General features: G+C 54.1%; 22 protein-coding genes and 1 pseudogene. 10 read left to right on the top strand and 13 right to left on the bottom strand.

The features are described from left to right. Positions 1-63: 63 nt before the first annotated feature. On the bottom strand, positions 64-462 hold the full coding sequence (locus tag E2K80_RS05415) for a hypothetical protein (RefSeq protein ID WP_135373473.1): 399 nt from the start codon (positions 460-462) through the stop codon (positions 64-66). A 9-nt stretch (positions 463-471) separates the two neighbouring features. Continuing rightward, on the bottom strand, positions 472-834 hold the full coding sequence (locus tag E2K80_RS05410; protein ID WP_135373471.1) for a DM13 domain-containing protein: 363 nt from the start codon (positions 832-834) through the stop codon (positions 472-474). A gap of 185 nt (positions 835-1,019) precedes the next feature. On the opposite strand from E2K80_RS05410, the pseudogene E2K80_RS05405 reads away from it, so the two are divergent. Together E2K80_RS05405 and E2K80_RS05400 are read left to right on the top strand one after the other, a co-directional pair. After that, a pseudogene (locus tag E2K80_RS05405) lies at positions 1,020-2,030 on the top strand (IS5 family transposase). 325 nt (positions 2,031-2,355) lie between these two features. Continuing rightward, positions 2,356-2,898, top strand: a complete 543-nt coding sequence (locus E2K80_RS05400; RefSeq protein ID WP_135373469.1) for a hypothetical protein — start codon at positions 2,356-2,358, stop codon at positions 2,896-2,898. 154 nt (positions 2,899-3,052) lie between these two features. On the opposite strand, the gene E2K80_RS05395 is transcribed toward E2K80_RS05400, so the two are convergent. Further along, positions 3,053-5,110, bottom strand: coding sequence for a bromoperoxidase (locus E2K80_RS05395; RefSeq protein ID WP_135373467.1), 2,058 nt, complete (start codon positions 5,108-5,110; stop codon positions 3,053-3,055). A gap of 557 nt (positions 5,111-5,667) precedes the next feature. Between E2K80_RS05395 and E2K80_RS05390 the strand changes: the two genes are divergently transcribed. The 8 genes from E2K80_RS05390 (at position 5,668) to E2K80_RS05355 (ending at position 14,244) form a co-directional block, all read left to right on the top strand. Continuing rightward, on the top strand, positions 5,668-7,227 hold the full coding sequence (locus E2K80_RS05390; protein WP_135373465.1) for a hypothetical protein: 1,560 nt from the start codon (positions 5,668-5,670) through the stop codon (positions 7,225-7,227). Between the two features lie 25 nt (positions 7,228-7,252). Beyond that, entirely contained in the window at positions 7,253-8,392 is a 1,140-nt protein-coding gene (locus E2K80_RS05385; RefSeq protein WP_135373463.1) for a phosphatase PAP2 family protein, read from the top strand. A gap of 11 nt (positions 8,393-8,403) precedes the next feature. Then, positions 8,404-9,951, top strand: a complete 1,548-nt coding sequence (locus tag E2K80_RS05380; protein WP_168193108.1) for a S8 family serine peptidase — start codon at positions 8,404-8,406, stop codon at positions 9,949-9,951. Positions 9,952-10,065: 114 nt separating this feature from the next. Further along, positions 10,066-10,929 (top strand): hypothetical protein, encoded by an 864-nt coding sequence (locus E2K80_RS05375; protein WP_135373459.1) that lies wholly within the window; start codon positions 10,066-10,068, stop codon positions 10,927-10,929. Continuing rightward, entirely contained in the window at positions 10,926-11,243 is a 318-nt protein-coding gene (locus E2K80_RS05370) for a hypothetical protein (protein WP_135373457.1), read from the top strand. Before E2K80_RS05375 ends, E2K80_RS05370 begins: the two co-directional genes overlap by 4 nt. A gap of 56 nt (positions 11,244-11,299) precedes the next feature. Continuing rightward, positions 11,300-12,280: a hypothetical protein gene (locus tag E2K80_RS05365; protein WP_135373455.1), complete on the top strand. Its 981-nt coding sequence runs from the start codon at positions 11,300-11,302 to the stop codon at positions 12,278-12,280. A gap of 11 nt (positions 12,281-12,291) precedes the next feature. Next, positions 12,292-13,053 carry a hypothetical protein gene (locus tag E2K80_RS05360; protein ID WP_135373453.1) on the top strand — a complete coding sequence of 254 codons (762 nt, stop codon included), beginning with the start codon at positions 12,292-12,294 and terminating at the stop codon, positions 13,051-13,053. Positions 13,054-13,704: 651 nt separating this feature from the next. Further along, on the top strand, positions 13,705-14,244 hold the full coding sequence (locus tag E2K80_RS05355; RefSeq protein ID WP_210405428.1) for a hypothetical protein: 540 nt from the start codon (positions 13,705-13,707) through the stop codon (positions 14,242-14,244). Here E2K80_RS05355 and E2K80_RS05350 read toward each other — a convergent pair. From E2K80_RS05350 to E2K80_RS19915, 10 genes are all read right to left on the bottom strand, one after another. After that, positions 14,207-14,976 (bottom strand): IS5 family transposase gene (locus E2K80_RS05350; RefSeq protein WP_168193246.1). Its coding sequence is split into 2 segments (ribosomal slippage): positions 14,207-14,655 and positions 14,655-14,976, totalling 771 coding nucleotides; the frame shifts between segments, so codons are not numbered across the junction. The two genes, E2K80_RS05355 and E2K80_RS05350, sit on opposite strands and share 38 nt — an antisense overlap. 92 nt (positions 14,977-15,068) lie before the next feature. After that, positions 15,069-16,163, bottom strand: coding sequence for an IS630 family transposase (locus E2K80_RS05345; protein ID WP_135372316.1), 1,095 nt, complete (start codon positions 16,161-16,163; stop codon positions 15,069-15,071). 336 nt (positions 16,164-16,499) lie between these two features. Further along, on the bottom strand, positions 16,500-17,522 hold the full coding sequence (locus E2K80_RS05335) for an IS110 family transposase (RefSeq protein ID WP_135372313.1): 1,023 nt from the start codon (positions 17,520-17,522) through the stop codon (positions 16,500-16,502). A 37-nt stretch (positions 17,523-17,559) separates the two neighbouring features. Continuing rightward, complete coding sequence (locus tag E2K80_RS05330; RefSeq protein ID WP_238475759.1) at positions 17,560-17,910, bottom strand: SDR family NAD(P)-dependent oxidoreductase; 351 nt, start codon at positions 17,908-17,910, stop codon at positions 17,560-17,562. A gap of 2 nt (positions 17,911-17,912) precedes the next feature. Continuing rightward, complete coding sequence (locus E2K80_RS05325) at positions 17,913-18,830, bottom strand: LysR substrate-binding domain-containing protein (RefSeq protein WP_135373450.1); 918 nt, start codon at positions 18,828-18,830, stop codon at positions 17,913-17,915. Positions 18,831-18,839: 9 nt separating this feature from the next. Next, positions 18,840-20,042, bottom strand: coding sequence for an NAD(P)/FAD-dependent oxidoreductase (locus E2K80_RS05320; RefSeq protein ID WP_135373448.1), 1,203 nt, complete (start codon positions 20,040-20,042; stop codon positions 18,840-18,842). Then, complete coding sequence (locus tag E2K80_RS05315; RefSeq protein WP_135373446.1) at positions 20,039-20,854, bottom strand: NAD-dependent epimerase/dehydratase family protein; 816 nt, start codon at positions 20,852-20,854, stop codon at positions 20,039-20,041. Before E2K80_RS05315 ends, E2K80_RS05320 begins: the two co-directional genes overlap by 4 nt. Beyond that, positions 20,851-22,065 (bottom strand): pyridoxal phosphate-dependent aminotransferase, encoded by a 1,215-nt coding sequence (locus tag E2K80_RS05310; RefSeq protein ID WP_135373444.1) that lies wholly within the window; start codon positions 22,063-22,065, stop codon positions 20,851-20,853. Before E2K80_RS05310 ends, E2K80_RS05315 begins: the two co-directional genes overlap by 4 nt. Next, complete coding sequence (locus E2K80_RS05305) at positions 22,062-23,681, bottom strand: hydantoinase B/oxoprolinase family protein (RefSeq protein ID WP_135373442.1); 1,620 nt, start codon at positions 23,679-23,681, stop codon at positions 22,062-22,064. The genes E2K80_RS05310 and E2K80_RS05305 overlap by 4 nt, the downstream gene beginning before the upstream one ends. A 2-nt stretch (positions 23,682-23,683) precedes the next feature. Beyond that, positions 23,684-24,178, bottom strand: a complete 495-nt coding sequence (locus E2K80_RS19915; protein WP_338014580.1) for a hypothetical protein — start codon at positions 24,176-24,178, stop codon at positions 23,684-23,686. Between the last annotated feature and the right edge of the window lie 53 nt (positions 24,179-24,231).

The following is a 24,231-nucleotide window of genomic DNA, read 5'->3' as shown; positions in this document are numbered from 1 at the left end:
CACACGCTTGTCCCTCCTATCTGCTACAAAGCGCATAAATGGTGGCAATACTGCGCAAACCGGTTATGATTTATTGGGTAAACCCGTATCATCCATATGACGCTCAATGATCCACCGGCCAGCGCGTTCTACTCCTTCCGCAAGTTGAGGGTCATTGATCATTCCGTGGACCGATCCCGCCCCTATCAGAATTATCTCCTCATCACCGAAGCGCGAGGTGTAGAAGGCCACCCTCGGTGTATATTTAGCTCCGTCGGCTTCAATTCCTGATTGCTCCTCGAATTCTATCGCTCCCTTGAAGCAGATCTCAAATAGAAGGTCGGAACTCGCGGCATCCGTGCTTGTTACGTCAAAGTCCACATCGCTGGACTGATGCAAACAAGTGGCGATTGATTGAATGAACCGGATGGCCAACTCATTGGCTGCAATGATAAATGTGTCGGTGTCGTGCTTGAGTTGCATTTGATTTCCTTAGAGTCGTTCGATTGGACCAACACCCAAGATGAAGGGAAATCGGAAACACCAGAGGAACAGGGTGTCATAGTCGTTGATGTCGATGGAGTTCGGGATTAAACCAGATTGCTGTCCTGACACTGGCTCAACTTTATCGGCTAAACGCTGAAAGTCGGTCTGAACGGCAGTTTGTACAACGTCTGGATCGTTGGCGTCTTCTGGGACTCCCAGCGACAAGGCCCAACCTGGAGCTGGTGAACCATCAAAAAAGAAATCTGTACTTGTGACCATAAGAATCCCTTTGGACTGCTGCGTTAACGTAAAGGTCCCGCGCATTTCATGACCAACTCCTGGCGAAAAAGTTCCGCGCCCGATAAGCATATGATATCCCTTTCATTCTCTAGTTGTTTGGTATCGGTGTTTTGTCGCCGAGCAGCGACCGCATGATCTGGTGGATTCCATCAGAACCTCCAGCCAGGATTAGAGACGTTAGCAGCGCGTCGGCTTTGTTGCACAAATCGGCTGATGGGATTCACTGCATGGATCCAGCGTGATAGCTCAAGGGCATGAGCAACTGGGCCCCCACGAGATACAAGACCAAGAACTGGTCGTCTTACAATGACAGTTTGAAACGACGCGGTTCGTTATCGATCTGGTTTGACCCTGAGATGATTTGGACGCCACCGCCAAGCGGCAAGCGAGGTCGGCAGCAGCAATTCAGTGACGCCGCCATTCAGACTTGCCTCACGCTGAAGGTCCTGTTTGGCATGCCGCTCCGTCAAACAACTGGGTTCGTCCAGAGCCTATTGCGGTTGGTCGGATTGGACTGGGCAGTGCCGGACTTCAGCACCTTATGCCGTCGCCAGCGAACACTGAACGTGAGCTTGCCGTATCGCGGTTCCAAAGGCCCCCTGAACCTCCTCATCGATAGCACAGGGATCAAAGCAGAAGGTGAAGGCGAGTGGAATGCCCGCAAGCATGGCGGCCCCAAACGCCGCATCCACTGACCGGCAGGGCATTGCGCAGCAATGTCCCGAGAGGTAGGCGTAAGATACACATAGGCATCGACGAGAAAACGCTGGAAGTTCGTGCGGTCGAAGTCACCAGCAGCAACATCGGCGATGCTCCCATGCTACCCGAACTTCTGGACCAAATCCCTCCCGATCAAGACATCGGTAGCGTCACCGCTGATGGAGCGTATGACACCCGTAAATGCCACGAAGCGATTGCGGCGCGAGATGCCCATGCGGTGATCCCGCCGCGTAAAAATGCAAAGCCCTGGAATCCCCCTCTCGTGCATGCTGGCATGCACTGCCGGGCAGTGGACGAGTGACGGAGCGATTGCCCGAAACGAGGCGGTCAGTGCACAACGATATTTGGGCCGGACCCTTTGGCGACGCGGGAGTGGATATCACCGCCGAAGTCGCGTCGAAACCAAAATGCACTGTATGAAACTACTCGGTCAATCGTTGATGGCGAGAGACTTCGATAGGCAGGTCGCAGAGATCCAGGTCCGTATCGCCGTCCTCAACCGCTACACTGCTCTTGGCATACACGTCACTGAGCCAGTAGGCTAAATCCGTCTGGGGGAAGGGGAAGAACGTACAGCACACGATTTGTGCAACAAAGCCCAGCGCGTCGACCACCGTGAAGTAATCCGCTGATGCGATGTCACTCGACGTAGCAACTTCCAAGATCATCTCCACGAGGCGCAATCCCGCGAGAGAAATCACGATGGCGAAAACCAGACAGACAAACGCCGATACCATTCGCCGTCCAGACACGATTGCGTCGCTGGTTGATGCGCCTTTGGGGGGAACAATCCCCGAGGCTGTCATCAAGTCCATGGCTACCTCGCAAGCTCGTTCAATCAAGAGAGCTAGAACGAAGTAGACTAGGATTATGTTTGCAGCCCCAGCAATTATCGTCTCATCTGAAACAAGCGTAAGAAGTTCAGTGTTTTGCGCCTGCCACACACCGATCAAGACGACCGCACCAAGCATGGAAGCTACGATTTTTGAACTGGTTTGCATCCGTGTCTCCTTAAGTCGGGATTTGAGTGTGGACTGCGCCTACGGTGGCCGCCCGCTAAGATTGCAGAGCGACTTCGATCGTTTCGTCGCCAAAGTGGATCAAAGTGTTCAGAATGTAATCACGGAAGGCTTCTCCATCGAAAGCTCGGACGGGCACCTGGACCCTCAAGCCAATATCGGGATCAAAGGAGCTTCGCGCATTTGGCAAATCAACGTCACTGAAGCCAACAGACTCAGTGATTGTTGCCAAGCGACAAATGAAACCGAATTCAGAGCGTTTTCTGACTTGAATGAGTATTCTGGAGGCGCCTGCGGCGGGTTCACCAAAGCTGTTCAAATGAACGAAGCGCGCGTCTCCGTTCCCAAACGTTCGGGTGTTCTCACTCACGGGGAATACCAAGAATTCCGCTGAGGCTTCGGGATTGTCGCAGTTGGTTAAAATAGCAGAAAGTGACATCAGTTGGGCTCCAAGTCGTCCATCAGATGATGGGCTTCACCGCGGGAAATTGATTTTGCCTTGGGAGCCGTCGAGCCAGAAGGGAGGGTCTGGCTCGACGGCGACTGCATCAGGCCGCCGAAAGGCTGCCGTCGCTGTTGATTTTCACAGCGCTCACGATGTCTGCTTCAGTAAGCAGCGTTTGTCCGCTGAGAAGAGAAGCGGGAAGCGTCCGGGGAACAATCAATGGCACAGTCATCTCAACCTGCTCATCAGGATGGTAAGCAAGCATCTGTTCGCGAAGGATCCCGATGGTGATTGCTTCACCGAGTAGCGCGCTTTCGATATAGTCGGTGTAGTAGTGCACACCCGCGACATTGCGTCCGTTTGAGATGTTCCACATCAACTTGTTCAGCTCACCTTCCAACGTCAGCCCATTGTCAATCTGAACTGCAAGAAGATCGATAGTCGGGTCCTCGGGCTTTGTCCCACAATCGGGGACAAGCGCCGCCTCTCCTAGCTCAACAACATAGACGGGCGTTCCATCCTTCTTTTTCATCGCAAAGAATGCTTTGAGTAGCGTCACACAGGCACCAGCGACAGTGGCATGCCCTGCCCCATAGGCAGGATGCATCGGAGAGCCTTCAGGAAACGCCATCGGGAGCAACCAAGAGTTCTTGAGTGCCGACCCGTTCTGCTCTTCATTGTGCTTGCGGATATCGGTCAGAATATCTTCTAAGACCGGCTCCGAACCCTGCACTGTAGCATCTTGAGGGAACGTGTAGGCGGCTACCGTTTGAGCCAACATCTCACGGGCGCGCTCCTCATCCATGTCGCCATTAGCACCATAAGGCTGACTGTTCGGATCGTCCCAATGAGGCTCGTAGCCTGAGTAAACTGTATGGAACAAAGCGCCGGCAGCTTCCGGACGTAGACGTCGATGGACCGAGAACTTTTGAAGTCGAACGGCTTTGAGCGCCCGGCTGGACACCTCAGTCACAAGCGTCAGCAGATGCGGCGGCCCGAATAAGGCGAAAGGCGTTCGGTTGTTATCGCCAGGCATTGCTCCTGGGAAAGGGAACTTCCTTTTGGCATTACCATGATACGGAATGCCCAGATCTAGGTCGAAGCGCTCGTCAAGCATGATCAAGGCCGCGTTTAGATATGCTTGATACAATGCGTCGTCGTGAACGTAGGTGGCTAGATCCCTAAGACGTGCCATCGGACGATAGGCATCATCGACAAATTCTGCATCATCACCTGCGCCGGGAAGAGTGGCCCTGGCATTAAGGCCATTTTGAACATTCAGCCAATCCTGCCATCCTGTCATGTAGTCTTTGCCCGGTTTGGCGACACGAACCTCTTGCGGGATCCTCTGCGCACCATATTGGATCTTGCCTTTGAGGCGACGTTCCAAGTCTCTGGATGCACCACCGGAACCCATAACCATGAACTGCGACAAGAACGGAGTTGACCAGCTATCCTCCCCTGCTCCGCGGAAGATGTTGTCGGCGGATTGTGGCTTGCCATGCCTACGTCGTTGTTTGTGCAATGTTGATTGGTTGTCGTCTGCGGTTCCCATGAACCAACGCATTTCGCTTAGCCTTTTGGCAGCATCAGCGACTTTCTCATTGTCTTTTGAAATTCGTTTTCTGCAGGCGTCGGAAACATCATTTCCTTGAGAATCTTTGAGGCCCTGGATCAAACTTTCATCCATGAACGACGCGACCGCCCAGTCCCGGCTCAGAGCCATTTGATAGACTTCCGCCATTTCGGCGCCAAACTCTGCCGAACCCACTTCAGGAGCCGGTGGCATAGTCACTGCATACGGGTCCGGGCCTTCCATTACGTATGCGTGGCCAGCCGTTGGACTTTCCCACCGTCGGAAGTGATCCTGTTTGACAGGAAGTGAGGAGAGATCAGCGCCGGGGAAGTCACCGCGATAGGGAACCGTATCGGCGAAGGCAGTCGGTTCATGCGTTTGGGTTCCGGCTGTGAATTGCTCGAATTCTTGAGGTGAACTCAACAGGCCGTTCAAGCCGTGACCAAGGCCCTTGGTGAAGCTGAAGAGGTAAGGTTTTTGCTCATCATCATTCGATAGATGATCGCCTAGCGGAGCTTCGGTAGACAGTTCAGTTGCTGCATTGCGGACACTGCGCGGATCGCGGTTTGGATCATTGAATTTCATGGGTTTCCTCGCAAAATAGACGAACTTTGAAGTTGCTCGAGAACGGCCGAATGCCGCCAAAATGTACGCCGGCAAGAAGTGGCGCATCTCGAAACCTTGCTAAAAACTCCCAGTTCGAATCCGCAGCACAGGACGAAGTTGAGCAAACTGACTGTTGCAAAGTGCCGGATCGATACGAGTACCAATTTTTGGAATGCTCCATGCAAGGTGTAGGATCATTCCTCTCAATCGCTGCGTTAGTTCTGCGTTAGCTAAAATTAACTGCTTGTTATTTATTGAAAAAGTCTAATTCCTGGCGCTGATCTTATCTTAAATTTCATTGGAGCAATCGAAATCAGGGCCCTGTCCGAGTGATGAATAACCGCTCGACAGAGGAAACGAATTGCAGAGGAACCTGTAGAATCAATCCCAAAAATTGCTTGAAGAACACCTTTATGCCAACCTGACTATGACAGCATTTAAGGGGGATGGGTTAGTTTGTGGGGGGAAAGGCTCCAGTACGGTTACTAGTCCGGCTGACCGGTCCTCTTCGCGTGTCTTTGATGTCAGGCGAAGATGTGACCCCGGACAGCATGTTAAGATGCGCTCTGCTAGCTGTGTTGGCGGCTGCGGATGGGATGACTGTTTCCCGTGCACGGTTGCAAGAGCTTTTCTGGGGACTCGCGGACCAAAGGAGAGCTGCCGGAAGTTTGAGATCAGCAGTCTTTCAGCTTCGCCGGGATTTTCAAACCATTGGTGAAGAAGTCATCGTATCTAGCAAGAACTATATTTCCCTGGCGGAAGGCAGTTGGACGGTCGATCGAACTGGCGATGCAGAGACCTTCCTGGAAGGCATGGATCTTTCATTAGGTGGGGCTGAATCCTTCGAAGAATGGCTTCGGGAGCAGAGATCGGGTCCGCATGCCAAAGGACTTAGTAGTAAAACCGACGCACAAAACCAACGTAGCAAACGACCGGTTGTCGATCGTCTGCATCAGACATCGCTTGGCGTTTTGCCAGTCGAGTTTAGAACGAATGACTCAAGAGGAGAAATTTACTCAGCAGCCGCCCTCGAAGCGCTATTAGGCCATTTGGCCAGTATGGCACCAATGTCAATTTTTGACCTGCGAGGTCTTACCGTCAAAGTCGGCGATTTGGACCTGCCTGAAAGCAGCGCTCGAACTCTAGTCTTAAAGCCGATTGTAGCTAAACAGAATAGAGAGCTCGTTCTGCGACTAGAGCTGAAAGCTCCGCGAAGTGGTAGGGTTGTTGCAGCCTTTCCTCCAGTTGTCATGCAGGAAGAGACAACAGCGATGAGTCTGTTGAGCATCGCTGAAAAGATTTTGGATGAGTTCCTATTTCTGTCGAATGCCGATTGCGACGCCAATCTTTTGCCATGGGCAGTTCTATCGTCGCTGTTCTCACTTGATTCGGCGGCTGTCACAGCCACCGAACATGAGGTCGACCGATTGCTAGCACACAGCGATAGCCCGGCTTTGGAAAGTGCAAAGGTCTTTGTTCAAATATTTAAAGAGCATGAGGGCTTCGACCCGGCATCTACCTACGAAGCTTCCGACCTTGTCCGAATACTATCCAAGGTTCCTCTAAATTATTCGTTGCGTCCTTTGTGCGAGAGCTTGATCGGTTATGCCGCTCATATGCTTTGTTCAGACAACAATCTAAGCACGAATATTCTCGAAAGAGCGCGGAAGCATGCTCCGAACCTCGCAATAAATCTGGATCATCTTGCAGTGCTCCACCTTTCTCAAGGCAACTTGTCCGCTGCACGTGACGCCCACAGTAGATGCGTCGATCTTAGTGCCAATAGTTCTTGGCGGTATAGCTACGATATTACAGGTTCGATGATCGCCCTGGCTGGTGGGGACTATAGACAGTCACTTCGCTTGTCGAATGCGTCTTTAGTCAAGAAGCCTAGATTCGTTGGTGCGTTGCGCTATGCGATGATTGGTTTTGCCATGACCAACAGCGCGGACAATGCCAGGCTAATGAAGAGGAGCATCCTAAAGCTCAGGCCAGACTTTGACCTGGATGCCTGGGTCGAGGGGCTGTTGAAGCGAAGCGATCCTGTTTTTGCAAATAACGTATCGATAACGCTGCAACGGCATAGCCTAATATGAAGTTCAGACTGGAGGGTGAAGTAAGGTGGGTGAAAACAGTGTTTCTAGAGAGTTACGAAAGGCTCGGCTGGTCGTTCGAAACGACCTGATATCTTCAGAACCCAACGAGCAAAACGATCCGCTTGGTTTTCTGAGATTCAGAAGTGATGAAAAAGCGGTAATGTCTGAAGAGGTTATCAGCCGCACCTTATCGGAGTTTCAGAGTCTCAATACTAAACCTGGTGGTCAGCCAAGAGACTTTCGAGACGTCGTATCAGGCATCGAACCCCCACAGCTCTGGGATACCTTCACTAGAGCTCTCACTTCCACGGCTTCAAGTTATGATTTCGGGGGTAGATCAGCTTCGATTTCGCTAGGAGGTCGGCTGCACAAAGGCGTTTCCCTCCACAAAGGCCTTCACAAAGGTCTGCATAAAGGATTGCATAAAAGTCTCCACAAGGGATTGCACAAGAATGCCGGAGTGTCTTCAAACTCAACATCTGCATTTGGAAGCGCACTATTGGAGTGGCCCCAAATTTTGCCCCCCTGGGTGGAACTTGGTCGCTTGTATGATCTTCGCGAAGAATTTCGCTGGGACAAATTCGACGTAGACGGCTTTCTTGAAAAACCCCGTTCTCCCGAAGACCAGTTCCTTGAAACGCTGGATGTCTTGAAGAAGCAAGAAGTGCTGAGGCGCGGTGAAAGCGCTTGGCGTCGTTCACGCATAGAAGTTGAAGCGACCAACGACATCAGCGCTTACATGACGCCACTTGGAACAGATGTTTCGGCTCCAAACTCCGAGACAGCTGTTCTGTTTCAGATGATACTGTGGCTTGGAAACGTGATTGGGCTCTATTACAAGGAACGCTTCGAAGCCCAAAGGCCTCACGTCATCAATCCGAATATTGAGCCTTATCTGCCAGTGCCGGCTTTCTATAGTTATCCCTCTAACCACGCATTTCAGTCATATCTAATCGCGGAGGTGTTTGCTCGTGCTGTGCCTGAGCATTCAGGTCTTCTGGCCCTTTATCGAGCCGCCGGTCAAGTCGGATTGAACCGAGAGTATGCCGGCCTACACATTCGCTCTGACACGAAAGCGGGTCAGCGACTAGCGCGGCTGTGCGCCCCAGTTATGGAAAAAATCTTGGAAGAACAAATTCTTCGCGTTCGCCGCGAGTGGTATTAAAGGAGGCCATGATGTCTGACCAGAACAACGCAGCTGCAAGAGCTGCCGCAGTGGCTGAGGGAACAGAAGGCCGGAATCAGCGACCTGAATTTGATGCTCGCTGGTTTCTCAAAGACTTAAAAGTGGTCTCAAGTCTAGAGACCTTCGCCTCTGAGGCCTGGGACACGGCAGAGGCTAAAGTCCAAAACGATGTACGTCGGCCAGTCGTAGTCGTTATGGATACACCTCTGGACGCCACTCACCCGAACCTATTGAACAGCATCGACAAAGCGCGGATGAGGGACTTCTCTGTGCTCAATGAGGGTGTTTTTCCAGTTCCAGCCTATTTGTTGAGCGATTCTGACTTTAACGAACGTGTGAAGTTGATCAAAGAACCAACTGATCAGACGACGGGGAAGTTGACAGAAGCCCAGATCAAAGGGCTGGACCGAACGAGTTGGGCTAAAGTCAATACCAAGGCCTCGGCTAGTATTCTTAGTGATCTTCTTGATCCAACGCCCGACACTGCTTCCCTCTCCAGGACCGAGCCTACCGATGCGGCTAAGAGGAGAAATTTCGCAAAGTACGTTCCAGGCGCACACGGTACGGCTGTTGCGGGATTGATTGCCGCGACGCCTTCTGATGCGACGGTCGAAAAACCCGCCTCTTTAGGTGCTAGCGTTCAAGGCCCAGTAGAAAACACCGTTCACCTTGCGTATGCAGGCATTAACCCGTTCGCAAAAATCGTGCCTGTGAGTCTGACAGCCGCTCCCTACCCAGACATGGTGTTGGGTGCATTGAGGTACGTTGAAGCTCTCAAACCAGATGTGGTGGTGATTGCCGCAGCTTGGGCTGACGCGGTGGACTTGGGACCGCTGACTTCGCCCAACGACGGTACTTGGCCATTGGAGCAGAACGAAAATGACATTTCATTTTCAGAGGCAGATCTTACTCCTGAAGTGCACACCGATCACGACTGTTGGAAAGAAGTCACTGGATTACTGTCTGAGATCAGTAGGACGTCAGTTGTTCTTTGTGCTGCTGGAAATGTTGACTCGAGAACGTTGGTATACCCGGCTATTCTTTGCGAGCGGAATGATAATGAGATTTGGGCTGTAACGGCTTGTGATGAAACAAGCGAGTCCTTGAGTTATGCACCTCCCATAGTTGAGGGGCGACGCATGATTAAGACGTTGAGCACGCAATTACCGCGCAGTGACCGCGAGAAGACAGTTCACGACAACTTTGCGTATTTGCTACCGGAATTGCGGAAAGAAAGTTCCGACTATAAGCCAATCAACCCCAGAGACGTCATCACTTTGGACCCTCTTGGGCGCCAAGGCTATAATCCAACGGAAACGCCGAGTTTGTCTGGCGATGATAGCGATAACTTGCTCGAGATCGGTTCGCTTTTTGCGAGGTTTTCTGGAACATCAGCCGCAACAGCAGTCGCGGGCGGCCTCGTCAGTTTGGCAATGATGACTGAAGAGCTCGCGTTGACAGGCAAGGAACTGGATCCTGATGTTTTGTTCGACCTCGACCAGGCTCGGCTCTTCTCTCATGGCAAAGGGCTAAGCTAGTCCAAAAATTAGATCACGTCAGTTAGTGGGTGTTGGTGCAGCCATGATCGTGGACTTCGCCAATCGGTTCGGTCGGTCCTCTAACATACTCTTAGCTACTCGGAGGGCTTTTATATGAGATTTCTCAAATCGAACTTCATTTTAGCGAGCTTGATTGCACTGGGTGCATGCACACAGCCGTTGAGCGACCAAGTTTCCAAAGAATTTGACGGTCTTGCGTCTGCAGCGGCTTCGGTGGCCGGTACACCGGATCGCCTCCAACGTGAATTGTACCGCGAAACAAACGAAAATCGTAACTTGTGCAATTACCTGCGAGGAACTGATTATAGTCTCGGAGTACAGGCGAACAGAGCGCCTGTGACAACTCTTGCTTCACAGCAAGCAGCCGCAGGGCGCGCTCTAACCTCTTACGTAAAGGCGTTGGTTGACGCTTCTCGGGGGCAAAGCCTGGCGGAGCTGGAGGAGGCTCGAGCTGGTTTTGGAACAGCACTTGGTGATTTTGCAACAGCGGCCGGGGCCGATGCGCGTATTGGCGATGCTACTGGGCAAGCGTTTGCTCTTCTTGGGCGTATTGGCGAGTCATCACGCCAAAAGCGCATTCGCGAAATTATGCGCGAAGCGATTGATCCACTGTTCCTCATGGAAGACTTGCTGACCCGAGACGTGGCTCAAGTCAGCGAAGAAACTGAAGAGTTTGCTCAGCGTTGGAATTCCTCGGCCCGATGCGTATTGACGGCGTCACGCAGGTTGCCCGACGCCGATGAGCGTTTGACGGAACTGTCTGGGCGACGCACTCAGATTGACGCTGACCTTAAGCTGATCCGATCTGGTCCAGCAGCGGTGCGAAATCTTCGAATTGCGCATGTACTTACAGTCACCGCGGACAAGCCTCTAGAGGAGGCCTTTGCCGAGTTCGTGGCCATCTTGCAGGAAGTTGAAGCTCTGGTCGAAACCATTGAAGGGAAGGATACCCAATGAGCGTTTCTAACAAGAAAGCCAAAGACCGCATCATAAACGCATTGGGCGACCTCTATCGTGTCGAACGCCATTCGACAGGTATGAGCTCGGCGCAGGAAAGTGCTGTGAAAGACGCCATTTCTGCATTGGAGGCAGAGTACATGGCAATCCTTACCGCAAGCGGTCCAGCGTCGTATCTCAAGGTTACCGATGAGTTCAAAAATGCAAAGTCTGAGCTTGACACGATCGTTGCGGAAAGAACTGCAATTGCAAACTCTTTTGTAACTGCAGCGAAAATTCTAGGATCGATTACTCAGGTTCTCAAGCTGTTTTGAGTTTCGACGCCGGCTTGGAGTTTCATCGCACTGCGAGTTTATCAGGAGTTAAAGTCATGCAATACAAAGCTATTCTTCCTATCACATGTTCAATCATGATAGGTGGCATTTCACCAGCATTTTCAGACGGAATCGTGATCTTTACGCCTGAATGGATGACAATTCCCGACTCTACGCTAACAGCGTTGGCTGCGGATTTCGGTGAAGTCAGAACGGTGCCTTCCCTTCGTTGGCAGAATGATCAGGCCCAGTTTAACGACGCTATGCAAGACGCGCTTTCAAATGACCCGGACCTTCTTGTGGTCTTGGGCTTAGATCAGGGCGGTCTCTCCGATCGACAGGCACAGATAACTGAAACGCTCGACAGCGACTGGAATGATTGGCTGACAGGTGAGACGCTGACCGTTCCTGGGAGCCCGTCTGCAGTCCGAACAACAGACATGATCCCACTTGGGTTTGGTTTCGCGAATCCGGTCAACGAGCCAGAAGCGACCACGGTCTATGTTCCGATGGGCTGGAACCTCAACATTCCCGTTGTCTCCGCAGGTGTCTACGCAGCTGGGGGCTCGGATCCCAACGAGTTTGTAACTTGGCTCCACGAAACTGAAGAAGGTGATCGGCTGCGACGAAGCCTGTCAATAATCCCCTTTGAGGGCGGCCTCAATGATCCAGAAATAACGATTAGGCCTTGGATAGATCACTTTGAATCACGTTATCTGTCTGCAGACGGCGATGACGGTTGTGGATGTGATGATGAGGCGGCAACGTGCGATCCTGACACTTTCTCAGTTCCGGAGATGTCCTTGTCAGGCAACTTTGAGTTGATGAATGATCGCGGTGTAGGAGTGCTCACGGTACCTCAGAATGGCGACAGAAACAGCTTGGATGACGGGTGCGGATGCGAGGCACGGGTTGTTTGGGGAGACGACCTTGCACGGCTTAGGGCGGACGCTGCCGCAATAGGTGAAGTCGTTCCTTTCTCAGATGATTTGCAGCGCGGACGCCAGTTCATTCTTTTCACTTGCGATCCAGACTGATGGAGGGTTCCGTGGAAACCGCAGGGCCAACAAAGGCTGAAGATGCCGCTGCCAATGCGCCTCGGAGTTCTTCAAAGTCCCTTTTCGCCAGGATGAAGATCTCAGATTGGTTCGCTTTCATTGCCTTGCTGCTTTCGCTTTTCGCCGTCGGAACAGAAGTTTGGCGAAATCAGATAGGCCCCGAAGTGGAAATGATTGCTCCGAGTAACAGGGTGGTGGAACTCAGATGTGAGGCAAGGGTCAGCACTTGCTTGGGCAGTGAAGACGGCAACTCAGAGCCTCGTGGCCGCTTGTCTGTCATATTGCCCTTCTATTTCATCAATACCGGCGCGATTGGCCAAAATGAAGTGGTTAGCAGGCTCTGGATTGATGTCGATGTCTCTGGACCAAACATTCCGGAAGACCTTTCCGAATTGTTTCCGGTCACCCTTTACGTCATCGCAGACTACAAACGAACGCAAAGTGGATCGTCTGGGCCCTCGACGCCTTTTTCACCAATACTGATCCAAGGCCGCAACGCCGCCGGCGCCGAGTATCGTGCAATTGATTTTGATCGCGCAAATCGTGTTCTTTGGCATCGTATTGCTACGGAGATTAGCGAAGGCAATATCAGCGGTCTGTCTATAACGATGAATGCGCGCACAGAGCTCGAAGGTGGTGAAATTAAGGATGTCTGTAACTTCACCTTTTCAGACAGCCAGCGTGAGATACTTTCGCGACGCCTGGATGAACGTGGAAGCCAGTATATTTCAACGGTTTGCGATGGCGCCTAAGGCTTCTGTCGCAGGAATTTTGGCTGAAGCGCGGCACTCGGTTTTCAGGACTCCTCTCGTAGCTCTGCCCTCGCCTTGGAGGCGGCCGTCCTGAAAGTGTGCAATTAGTTACCTGAAATAGATCATTGGTCGGACCGAATGACAGAGAGTCCCGGACACGACAAAGGACCTCGCGGTGCTCGACCGTCGACCTTTCCTTGCCGAAGTGCGGTCGACAGACTACCGTCTCGAAGTTCGCTCCGCTCGTTCCCTAGGGGTTGAATGCTACTTCACAGCGAAAGGCGAGACCTCGTCCAGCAGCACCCGAAAATCCGCGAAGCAGCGCGAAATCACGCGATCGGAACATGAACATGAGCTGCACACGACGCTATGCAACCCATTGAAATAGAGCATGAATCTCTACCATCCATCATCGGGGCGATGGATAATCTGCTACTTTCGTCAATCTGAAATTTTACGGCCTTTTCCAATACTTAGCTCCGAGTGCTCAAGTTCGTCTATGTTCGATATCTTGCCATTTAGGCCCATGATCTGCTACATTTACAACTCGTGTTGTAAAATGAAAGGCCATGTTGTAAATCATGGGAACCATCATAAAGCGTCGTCGCAAGAATGGCACCATAGCTTGCTTGGCTCGCACAAATCTCAGTGATGCGGCAAGGTAAAGTCTTACTTCGCGAAAGTCAGACATTCGAGCGCAGATCAACCGCTGCGGCGTGGATTGAAAACCGCGAAGAAAGTCTGGCGCGACCCGGTGCCCTTGATGCGCTCAAAACTCAACCGAAAAGCAAGAAGACACCGACCTTGGCCGATGCCATCGACAGGTATGTCCAAGAAAGCAACAAACAGATCGGTCGGACCAAGACCCAGGTTCTGAAGAGCATCAAGACTTTTGATATCGCGGACAAACACTGTGACGCGATAACCAGCGCCGACATCGTCGAATTTGCGCAAGAGAAGCTGAACAGCGGCGTCCAGCCTCAAACCGTCGCCAACTACCTTTCGCATCTCGGCGCGGTGTTCTCCATCGCCAGACCCGCCTGGGGCTTTCCACTAAACGCGCAGGCTATGGAGGACGCCCGGAAAGTGGCGGACAAACTGGGTATCACGGGCAAGAGCAGTGAACGGGATCGGCGTCCCACGCTCGAAGAAATTAGGCAGCGGACTCATAAAACTGGCACCATAGCCTGACGGATGCGAGTTTGATCATCGCCAAGAAGTTGGCAGATGTCTTTTCGTATCGGGTGGCTATACGGCGGAAGGAAGCTTTGAGGCGGCCAAAGAACCGCTCGATCTTGTTGCGCTCGCGATAGATATCGACGTCGAACTCGGCGGGCAGTTTGCGGTTGGATTTGGACGGGATGACGTCGATGGCGCCCTGTTCCCAGATCATCTTGCGGATCCAATCCGCGTCATATGCCTTGTCAGCCAGAACGTATTGGCCAGGTTGCAGCCCGTCCAAAAGCTGTTCGCATGGGGGTGCATCGTGGGCTTGGCCCGGCGTCAGTTCATAGCGGATCGGCAACCCGTCCTGATTGGTAAGTGCATGTATTTTCGTGGTTAACCCACCCCGCGACCGGCCCATGCAACGACGCGGGTCGTTTTTTTGAGCGTCGCTGCAGAATGGTGAACCCGAACCGATGTGCCATCCACCATCACGGTGTCGATATTGTGCGCATCGGCGACCGCCTCCATTACCCGATCCCAAATGCCCGCATAAGTCCATCGGTTGAAACGGTTGTAGATCGTTGTGTAGGGGCCGTATTGATCGGGCAAATCGCGCCACGGGATGCCTGTGCGCAAGACATAGAAGATGCCATTGATCACACGCCGATCATCGACACGCTTAACCCCTCGGCTGTTATTTGGGAGCACTGCTTTGATGAACTCCCACTCCAAATCGCTCAAATCTGACCGCGCCATTCCACTGCTCCGCATATTGTCTTGCGGGAAATGAATCATAACAGGCTGGAAACGTGAAGCTCTTTGTAAGTACGCTGCCTAGTCACCTGTATCTAAAGTTCGCGGCATAAGGTTTGCTGAGTTTGCTGGCAGAACCGTTTGACGGATGCGAGGATTTCGTCTGCGGATTTGACCCACTTGTACGGCGTTGGGTTCTCGTTGTGGGCCTCGATGAATGCCACAATGTCGGCCTCCAACTCTACGGTTGATCGGTGCACGCCCCGCTGTAGCTGCTTGCGGGTCAATTCGGCGAACCAGCGGTCCACCTGGTTGATCCATGACGCTGACGTAGGCGTGAAGTGGACGTGCCAATGCGGGCGGCGCGCCAGCCAAGCCTTGACCCTCGGCGTCTTGTGGGTGGCATAATTGTCCATGACGATATGCACGTCGGGGCCTGCGGGCACGTGCCGGTCGATCTTTTTGAGAAAGTCCGGAAACTCTGTTGCACGATGCCGTTTGTAGCACTTTCCGATCACGGCACCGGTGGCAATATCCAGAGCGGCAAAGAGCGAGGTCGTACCGTGGCGGATGTAAGTGTGAGTTCTCCGCTCAGCCACGCCGGGCGCCATGGGCAGGACCGGCTGTTCCCGATCCAGCGCTTGAATCTGGGATTTCTCGTCTACGCACAACACGATAGCCCGGTTCGGCGGCGACAGGTACAACCCGACAATATCCTGCACCTTGTCCACGAACAGCGGATCGGTTGAGAGTTTGAAAGTCTCGCTGCGGTGTGGCTGTAGCCCGAATGCGTTCCAAATCCGCCGAATTGTTGTGTGAGACAGCCCCGTCGCGGCAGCCATTGAGCGGATCGACCAGTGGGTTGCGTCCTTTGGCATGGTGTTCAGCGTGCGCTCGATCACCTCGGCCACCTGTTCATCCGACACCGTGCGCGGGCGACCGGGGCGGTATTCGTCGGTGAGGCCTTCGATCCGATCCTGTGCAAAACGCCTGCGCCATTTGCCCACCGTGTGCTCGTGCACGCCAAGCTGTGCAGCCACTTCCTTGCTGGGCAGCCCCTCGGCGCACAACAGGATCATCCGACAGCGATCCGACAAAGACCGGGGCGTCTTGTGCTGCCGAACCTGACCTTCGAGAAAGCGGCGCTCTTCATCGCTCAGCACCACCGCATCCGCAACCCGTCCAACCATCGCATCACCTCCTGAAGCTCAGTTCAAACAATGATACGAATTACAGTTCCAGGTGACTAGAACCGGACGTTCGAGCGCAACGCAGCGAATGTCCTGTGTGGATGGCTCCTGCATAGCAAGTCCTTTTTGATCTGATTTGTGCATTTGTCAGAAGCAGTCATGTGTCCGGCCTGTTTGCGCGGTTGTGACCGCTGGCCCTGATGGGTTCCGCAAACCAAGTCCCTTACAGCTTAGCGGGCTATGACGCCCGGGACATTCGGCGGGGTGTCCTGGTTTTGGCGGCTGACTTATGCACCATCATCTCGCGGGTCTTGCTAACTCGATGTTCCTTTCTTCTCAGGCTGCCGCACGGGGGCTGTAGGGTTCATCGCGGGTCAGGACAGCCCAGACGATCCGGGCGGTCTTGTTGGCCATGGCGACGGTTGCAACACGCGCAGGTTTGCGTTCGAGCAGTGACGTCAGCCACTTGCTGGCGCGTTCGGGGTGGGACCGTGTTTGTCGGACCAGTGATGTCATGCCGACGACAAGCAACGATCGCAAATATTGATCGCCCATCTTGGTGATCCGCCCCAGCTTTTCCTTTCCTCCGCTGGATTTATTCGCAGGCGTCAAGCCCAGCCAGGCGGCGAACTCCCGGCCATTACGGAACTGATGCCCGTCGCCGATGCTGGCGATGATCGCAGAGGCCGTCACCACGCCGACGCCGGGTATCGTGCGCAGCAAACGGACACGCGCATCTTCTTTGGCCACTTGCTTGAGGCGCTCTTCATACCATCGGACCCGCTTATGCAGAGCCATGAGCTGATCTGACAGGTTGCGGATCACCTCGTTGGCGATGTCCGGCAAGTCGAGCACTTCACCAAGGGTGATGTTTTCGGCGAAGCCAATCACCCGAGCCAGCCCTCTCGGAATGTAAACGCCAAACTCGGCAACAAGGCCACGTAGGCCGTTGATCAGTTGCGTCCTTTGACGGACCAAAAGGTCGCGAGCCCGATGAAGCGATAGCAAGGCTTGTTGCTCAACCGTTTTGATCGCAACAAAGCGCATCGTGGGTCGTGTCACTGCTTCACAGATTGCCTCAGCGTCGATCGCGTCTGACTTCCCGCGCTTGACGTAGGGCTTCACATACATCGGCGGGATCAAACGCACCTCGTGGCCCAAGGCCGTCAACTCGCGGGCCCAATGATGGGCGCTGCTGCAAGACTCCATGCCGATCAGGCAGGGTTCTAATTTAGCAAAGAACGGCAGAAACTGCGCCCGTCTCAGGGGCTTGTTGAACAACACATCGTCGTTCTCTGCGATACCATGGACTTGGAAAACGTTCTTGGCCAGGTCAACGCCGATTGTGGTAACTTGCATGGGGTGGCTCCTCTCAAAGCAGATTTAGACACCTGCATTATGGCGCATTGCGACGCCGGTTGGAGCAGGAGCCATCCACCCCATCAGCTGTAATGTCATCCAGCGATTTCAAAATCGGGAAACCTGCATTGGCAACCAAATGATCCAGTGCGCCAAACCGGGACTGATGCGTCATAGCGATCTCTGATGAAGTGCCAGCATTGGCGAGATCCCCGAGGATGGTTTCAACCTCAGCGCCTGCGCGGCGGGCTTCGGAAGCGACGGCCTCCAACCGTTCTTTCGAGTGGCGAGTGTGCAATGTAAGGCGCGCACCAGAACCGGCCAAGCGCTTGGTCAGCGCGGCACCGATACCGGAAGCGGCCCCTGTGATGATCGTGGCTGATCCCACCGTCAATTTGGCACCTCCGCCCAATTTTCAGATGTGATCCACTCACACAGCTTGGCCACGATGTTCACGCGCCGATGTCCTTTGGGCAAAACAAGATAGAAACCGGGCACACAACGCGGCGGCAAGTCTTTGAGTGCGTCCAGCCCAAGGGGGGCAACCAGATCGCCCGCGCGCACGTCATTGATGGCATCCAGTTCCGAGACGAGGCCGATTCCCATCCCCGACAACGTCGCCCGGCGCATGGTGGCGGCGTCATGAAAGGCGACTTCGCTGGCAGGTGGTTGGTCGCCTACATCCAAAAATGCCAAAAGATCCGACCATAGAGAGTTGTGAAGAACAGGGTGCAAAAGTGTATGGTTCAGAAGATCAGAAGGCGCTTGGATTTGGGCGGCAATATCCGGAGTGCAGGTGATGATTTTATGATCCTGCAGCAAGAGTGTGGTATCGTATGTTTTCCAGTCCCCATAGCCCCATTGCACAGCCACATCGATATCGTCGCGGGCAAAATCGGGGGTGTCAACCATGGTCGTCATGCGCAAATCCGTATCAGGCATGCCTTCCCTGAAATGGTTGATTCGGGGCAGTAGATACCGGGTCGCGAAATACGGTGATACGTTAATGGTGATACGGTTGTGGTACTTCTGGTTCGTGACCCGGCGCACGCCTTCGGCAAGCTCTTCAAACCCTGCGTCCACGAAACGTGCGAGAATGATGGCGGCTTCGGTTTTCTCGATGCTCCGCCCTTTTCGGTTGAACAGTGTCACCTGTAACGTGTCTTCCAACAGTTTGATTTGCTGACTGACCGCCTGAGGCGTCACCAGGAGTTCATCCGCCGCGGCGCGAATAGAGTCGTGACGAACCGCCGCGTGAAACGACTTCAATGCATTCAAAGGAGGAAGGCGCAGACGGCTATGTGTCATTGGGGTCCATCAAATCACTGCCTTTTCAAGGAACGGCTCGCCTTTGACTATTCTCTCAAAGCCCAATGCAGACAAGTCCAACGTGCGAAATCCGCCGTAAATTATACATTCCGACACCCCACGCCCAACGGCGGGCGACTGTTGCAGTCCGTGGCCTGAAAAGCCGTTCGCAAAGATGAAATTGCGCACCTCAGTATGAGGTCCGACGATGACATTGTGGTCAAGCGAGTTGAACGCATAATGCCCCGCCCAGAAATTCTTGAGCTTGATCGCCTCAAAATTGGGCGAACGCGTCGCAAGATCGATCCAGACCCGTTCGAATTCTTCGTGGCGTGGTTCAAAATCATCCCACTCGGCGGTTGGGTCCTCTTCGGGCACTGTGCCGGACAAGAACATGGTCCCTTCCGGCCTGCAGAAAGACCCGGAGGGGTCGATCATCAAGGGCAATTTGCCGCCATTGACTGTTGCACTGCCTTCGGGTGTCTGCGCGCAATCAAAAACGAACAGCGTCCGCTTGCGGGGTTCAACCGGAATGTTGAGCCCGGCCATCTGCGCTGTGAGTGCCGCGCGTGGGCCACTGGCATTCACGATTGTGCCGCATTTGATGCCGCGACCGCTTGCCAATGTAACGCCGGTCACCCGATCGCCATCGCGCGCGATCGCCGTGACATCGTCGATCAGATAGTCGGCCCCGAGCGCGCGCGCCTTTTTGCGGTAGCCATTCATCATGCCGGTGTTTGAAAACCAGCCCTCACCCGATTGCCCGTAACTGCCCAGTTGCAGATCATCGACATTCAGATGCGGAAATGCTGCCTTGATCTGATCTGGACCCCATAAGACCACATCCGCGCCCAAACCTTTCTGAACGGCGTGGTTTTCGCGCAAAGTTTGGGTCTGTTCGTCAGTCGAGGCGAGGAACAGATATCCGCCTTCATGGAAATTCAAGTCTGGTTTTTCACCATCAACTTCCATCGTTTCGGCAAAATCACGGATAAATTGCGTGCCGAACTGCCCGATCTGGACGTTTACCGGATTTGAAAACTGATTGCGGATGGCGCTGGAACTTAGTGATGTCGATGCGGTCGCAAAGCTCGGGTCACGTTCGATGATAAGCACGCTGCCATCAAAGTCAGGGTTGGACATCAGGAAGTAAGCTACCGCACTTCCGATCACCGCCCCACCAATGATGACAACATCGTAGGTATTAGTCATGCGCTGGACTCGTCATCAGGATGGCCCAATTCGCAAAACCAACCGCCCAAGTACTGAACGCCCGGGGCTTTGGCATCTGGCAAATCTGTTTTTGCCTCAACCATTTCGCGGAACCCTTCGGCCGTATCCCGTGGTGCATAACCGATATGGCCGGCTTTGCTGTCATCTACGGGCTTCAGACGATTGTCAGACAGGCCATAGCCAATTGTATGGCCGACGCGCGGGGCCTCAAGCCCGCGTTCGACATAGTGAACGCAATCGGCAAACGACATCCAACTCCACAACATGCGCCGGTCGGCCGGTTCTGGGAAAGATGAAAAGATCCGCAAGCAAAGGCTCTCGATCCCAAACTTGTCCCAATAGAGGCGGCTGAGGCTTTCGACAAAATTCTTGGAGACGCCATATAAACTATCAGGGCGCACCGGAGCATCAGCATCTATCTGTGCCCCCATTTCATGATACCCGATGGCATGCACAGACGAGGCATAGATCACCCGGCGCACACCATTTTTGCGCGCGCCTTCATAGATATGATAACTGCCCCGGATGTTGCTATCGAGAATTGTCTCAAAGTCCGTCTCAAGGGGCGCGCCACCAAAATGTACAATCGCATCGACGCCAGAGGTTAATGCAAGAACTGCGTCGTAGTCCCCCAATTCACAGACGATCATTTCCTCGTGGGGTTGCAGGTCTTGTGCCTCTTGGCGATCTGACAAACGGACATGTTCAGCAAGATGCGCCAAGCCTTTGCGCAATTCAGTGCCAAGGCGACCGGCAGCGCCGGTGATGAGAATGCGATTATACAGTTTCATTGGGGGCCTCGGGTCAGACGTTGAATGGCTTTGGATATGCGGGTAACGGCGTTGGTCAGCACATCTTCGGATGTGGCTGTGGACAGCCGAAAATACGGCGACAGACCGTAGGCCTCACCAGGGACGGCGGCCACCTGCGCCTCGTAGAGCAGAAATTTCGTCACGTCGGCATCATCGGCAAGAATCAGGCCGCTGGGGGTCTTTTTGCCAATGATCTCCCCGCATTCGATGTAGGCATAGAACGCACCGTCGGGAGGATCCAAAGCAAGCTCTTTGATCCCAGCGATGCCAGCCACCACAAGGTCACGGCGCGATTCAAAGGCCGAGCGAAACCGCGCAATATTGTCTTGCGGGCCTGTCAGGGCGGCCACAGTGGCCGCTTGCGCAATGGAACATACGTTGGTGGTGGACTGGCTTTGCACAGTTGTCATGCCCTTGATCAACCAGCCTGGTCCCGCACCGTATCCAACCCGCCAGCCGGTCATTGCGTATGCCTTGCTAACCCCGTTCACAATCAACGTCCGATCTTGTAATTCAGGACAGGCTTTGCCGAACGAAATGAATGTTCGTGCGTCGAAAATGATGTGCTCATAGATTTCATCTGACAGGATCAGAACCTGAGGGTGGCGGGCCAAAACTGCACCGAGTGCTTTAAGTTCCGAGTCCAAATAGACCGCGCCGCCCGGGTTGCCCGGCATGTTCAGGATCAGCCATTTGCTGCGCGGTGTAATCGCAGCCTCTAACGCGTCTGGTGTCAGCTTGAATCCGCTCTCTCTGGTCGTAGCAATGGTGACAGGCACACCGCCTAGCATCAGGGCCATATCCGGATAAGACACGAAATAGGGCGCGACCATGATGACCTCATCGCTTCGTTCAAGCGTGGCCAAGAGCGCGTTGAAAATGATGTGCTTGGCTCCATTTGCAACGACGATTTCATCGTGTCCAAAGGTCAGACCATTTTCAGTGTGAAACTTATGCGCAACGGCGTCCTTTGTGGGGGCGGCGCCGCCCGTCGCCGTATATCGCGTATCGCCTGCCAAGGCGGCCTTGTGGGCCGCATCAATGATGTGGGGCGGCGTGTCAAAGTCAGGTTCCCCCAATCCAAGGTCGGCCACATCGACCCCTTGAGCCACAAGCGCCTTGGCGGCCTGCGAGACCGCCATAGAGGGCGACGGTTTCACCAGTTTCATCCGCTGCGCCAGGTTCGTCATGGCTTTGCCTCCGTCAGATACCCTGCAACTCGATCTGCGTCTTGGGCATCATCGGAGCGTTCCTTGGCGGGGCCAAAGCCGCCTCCGCCCGGTGCCATAAGCACCAACCGTCGGCCTGCTGGTACATGTTGCCAGCCCTTGGGGCGCATCTTGGTACCATCATCAAGCTCGACCACGCCGGGCGCACCATTTTCGCCACCGTCGCGCCCACGAGCGGGATGGTTGACGCGGTCAAACATCGCCGAAAAATCAAACTCGTGACCTTCAGCCGCCGCAATCTCGATCACTTGGCCCAGGCCACCGCGCAGCCGTCCTGCGCCGCCACTGTCGGGGCGCAATTCTTTCCGCCAGACGATGATCGGACCCGTTTGTTCCGTCGCTTCAATCGGCATGGTATGCACGCCCGAAGGAAAGGCGGTCGCGGCCAAACCGTCTAGATCCGGTCGGGCACCCGTGCCGCCAGAATTGAACATCAGCACCTCTGCATTGCGTCCATCGACACCCGCCTGTGGCCGCGCCGAGATATGGATATTCCAAAGCGCCGCCGCCCCTTCGGCGATGATCTGTCCCGGCAATGCCTTGGCCAATGCACCCAAAACAAGATCGGGCACCATATGACCCATCACATGCCGCAATGAGACCGGCGCGGGGCGTTCTGCGTTCAGGATATTGACTGGCGAGGTCACAGTGAATGGTTCTAAGGACGCGGAATTGTTCGGGATGTCAGGGGCCACCACACATTTGATGGCATAACAGGCGTAGGCCTTGGAATAAATCAGCGGGCAGTTGATCCCCCATTTGCTGACCCCGTCCGTGCCGGTGAAGTCGGCATTCACCTCAGCCTCGCGGACGGTCAATTTGGCGGCCAGTTTGATCGCCGTGTCATAACCGTCGACCGTCATCGTGTTATCCCAAGCGCCTTGGGGTAAGGCCGCGATCCGTTCCAGTGTCGCCGCGCGAGATCTTTTGAAGACGAAGTCACCCAAGGCATCTAGGCTATCCATTCCCGTCTCGACCATCATGTCGATCAAGCGGCGATGCCCAACTTCATTACAGGCGGACAGCGAATAAAAATCACCAACCACCTGATTGGCCTCGCGGACGTTGTTGCGCAGAATGTTGATCAGATCGCGATTAACGGTGCCGCGCTCTGCAAATTTCATGATGGGGATCAGGATGCCTTCTTCGTAAACAGACTTCCCATCCGCGCCAAAACCGCGCCCGCCAATATCTACGACATGCGCAGTACAGGCAAAGAATGCGACCAATTTTCCGTCCTTGAATGACGGGGCCACCATCGTGATGTCATGCAGATGTCCAGTGCCTTTCCACGGATCATTGGTGACGTAACAATCGCCTTCAAATATGTCCTCGCGCGGAATTTCTGCCAGAAAATGGAACACCGCTTCGGCCATGGTGTTCACATGCCCTGGTGTCCCGGTGACGGCTTGCGCCAGCATCAAACCATCTGGGTTAAAGACGCCCGCCGACAAATCGCCCGCCTCGCGCACAGAGGTCGAAAAAGCGGTGCGCAGCAAGGTGAGGGCCTGTTCCTCAACCACAGAAACAAGTCGGTTCCACATGACCTGCATGCGAATTTCATCGAGTCCTGCCATGCTCAGATCCCTTTCCGGGTTAACAAGATGCTGCCTTCCGGTTGGATTACGGCGTCAAATGGCGAAGTCACGATTGTTGACGTCTCATCTTCTACGATGATCGCAGGGCCGGCGATCAGATCCCCCGCTTTCAAAGATGTGCGCGCAATGATCGCGCTGCCCAACATCACTCCCTGTGCCGGGTCAAACACGGGCCGCGTCGTTGGTGCCGGAACGCCATTCCCCGTCCCCTGTAGCGGCTGCGAGTGCGGGCGGGATAACTCATCCGAGGCCTTCATCGACCACGTCACAATCTCAATTTCCAACCCGTCTAGCCCGTCGATAGCGCGACCAAAGAAACGCGCATAATTGGCCGCAAAGCGATCTCGGATCAGATTAATATCCGCAGTTTCCAGCGCCCGGTCGGGCAGCGCCACCGGAATTTCCCACCCCTGTCCACGATACCGCATGAAGGCTGTCACGTCGCGCCTGATCGGCGCATCGGTGCCTTCGCGCACAAAGGTTTCTGCCGTGTTGCGCAAATCCGCCAACATGGCATTAACGGCATCAA

It is taken from the genome of Rhodophyticola sp. CCM32, from assembly GCF_004751985.1.
Classification (GTDB): Bacteria; Pseudomonadota; Alphaproteobacteria; order Rhodobacterales; family Rhodobacteraceae; genus Rhodophyticola.
The sequence above is the reverse complement of the archived record's forward strand: the minus strand, read 5'-3'. Positions and strand labels throughout refer to the sequence as shown.

Bases quoted from the DNA above. Each gene is read 5' to 3' on its own strand.
- E2K80_RS05305 (WP_135373442.1), bottom strand. From the start codon at position 23,681: ATGGCAGGACTCGATGAAATTCGCATGCAGGTCATGTGGAACCGACTT.
- E2K80_RS05310 (WP_135373444.1), bottom strand. From the start codon at position 22,065: ATGACGAACCTGGCGCAGCGGATGAAACTGGTGAAACCGTCGCCCTCT.
- E2K80_RS05410 (WP_135373471.1), bottom strand. From the start codon at position 834: ATGCTTATCGGGCGCGGAACTTTTTCGCCAGGAGTTGGTCATGAAATG.
- E2K80_RS05325 (WP_135373450.1), bottom strand. From the start codon at position 18,830: ATGACACATAGCCGTCTGCGCCTTCCTCCTTTGAATGCATTGAAGTCG.
- E2K80_RS05355 (WP_210405428.1), top strand. From the start codon at position 13,705: ATGCGGCAAGGTAAAGTCTTACTTCGCGAAAGTCAGACATTCGAGCGC.
- E2K80_RS05400 (WP_135373469.1), top strand. From the start codon at position 2,356: ATGTTTGCAGCCCCAGCAATTATCGTCTCATCTGAAACAAGCGTAAGA.
- E2K80_RS05335 (WP_135372313.1), bottom strand. From the start codon at position 17,522: ATGCAAGTTACCACAATCGGCGTTGACCTGGCCAAGAACGTTTTCCAA.
- E2K80_RS05370 (WP_135373457.1), top strand. From the start codon at position 10,926: ATGAGCGTTTCTAACAAGAAAGCCAAAGACCGCATCATAAACGCATTG.
- E2K80_RS05320 (WP_135373448.1), bottom strand. From the start codon at position 20,042: ATGACTAATACCTACGATGTTGTCATCATTGGTGGGGCGGTGATCGGA.
- E2K80_RS05395 (WP_135373467.1), bottom strand. From the start codon at position 5,110: ATGAAATTCAATGATCCAAACCGCGATCCGCGCAGTGTCCGCAATGCA.
- E2K80_RS05380 (WP_168193108.1), top strand. From the start codon at position 8,404: ATGTCTGACCAGAACAACGCAGCTGCAAGAGCTGCCGCAGTGGCTGAG.
- E2K80_RS05315 (WP_135373446.1), bottom strand. From the start codon at position 20,854: ATGAAACTGTATAATCGCATTCTCATCACCGGCGCTGCCGGTCGCCTT.
- E2K80_RS05375 (WP_135373459.1), top strand. From the start codon at position 10,066: ATGAGATTTCTCAAATCGAACTTCATTTTAGCGAGCTTGATTGCACTG.
- E2K80_RS05345 (WP_135372316.1), bottom strand. From the start codon at position 16,163: ATGGTTGGACGGGTTGCGGATGCGGTGGTGCTGAGCGATGAAGAGCGC.
- E2K80_RS05365 (WP_135373455.1), top strand. From the start codon at position 11,300: ATGCAATACAAAGCTATTCTTCCTATCACATGTTCAATCATGATAGGT.
- E2K80_RS05415 (WP_135373473.1), bottom strand. From the start codon at position 462: ATGCAACTCAAGCACGACACCGACACATTTATCATTGCAGCCAATGAG.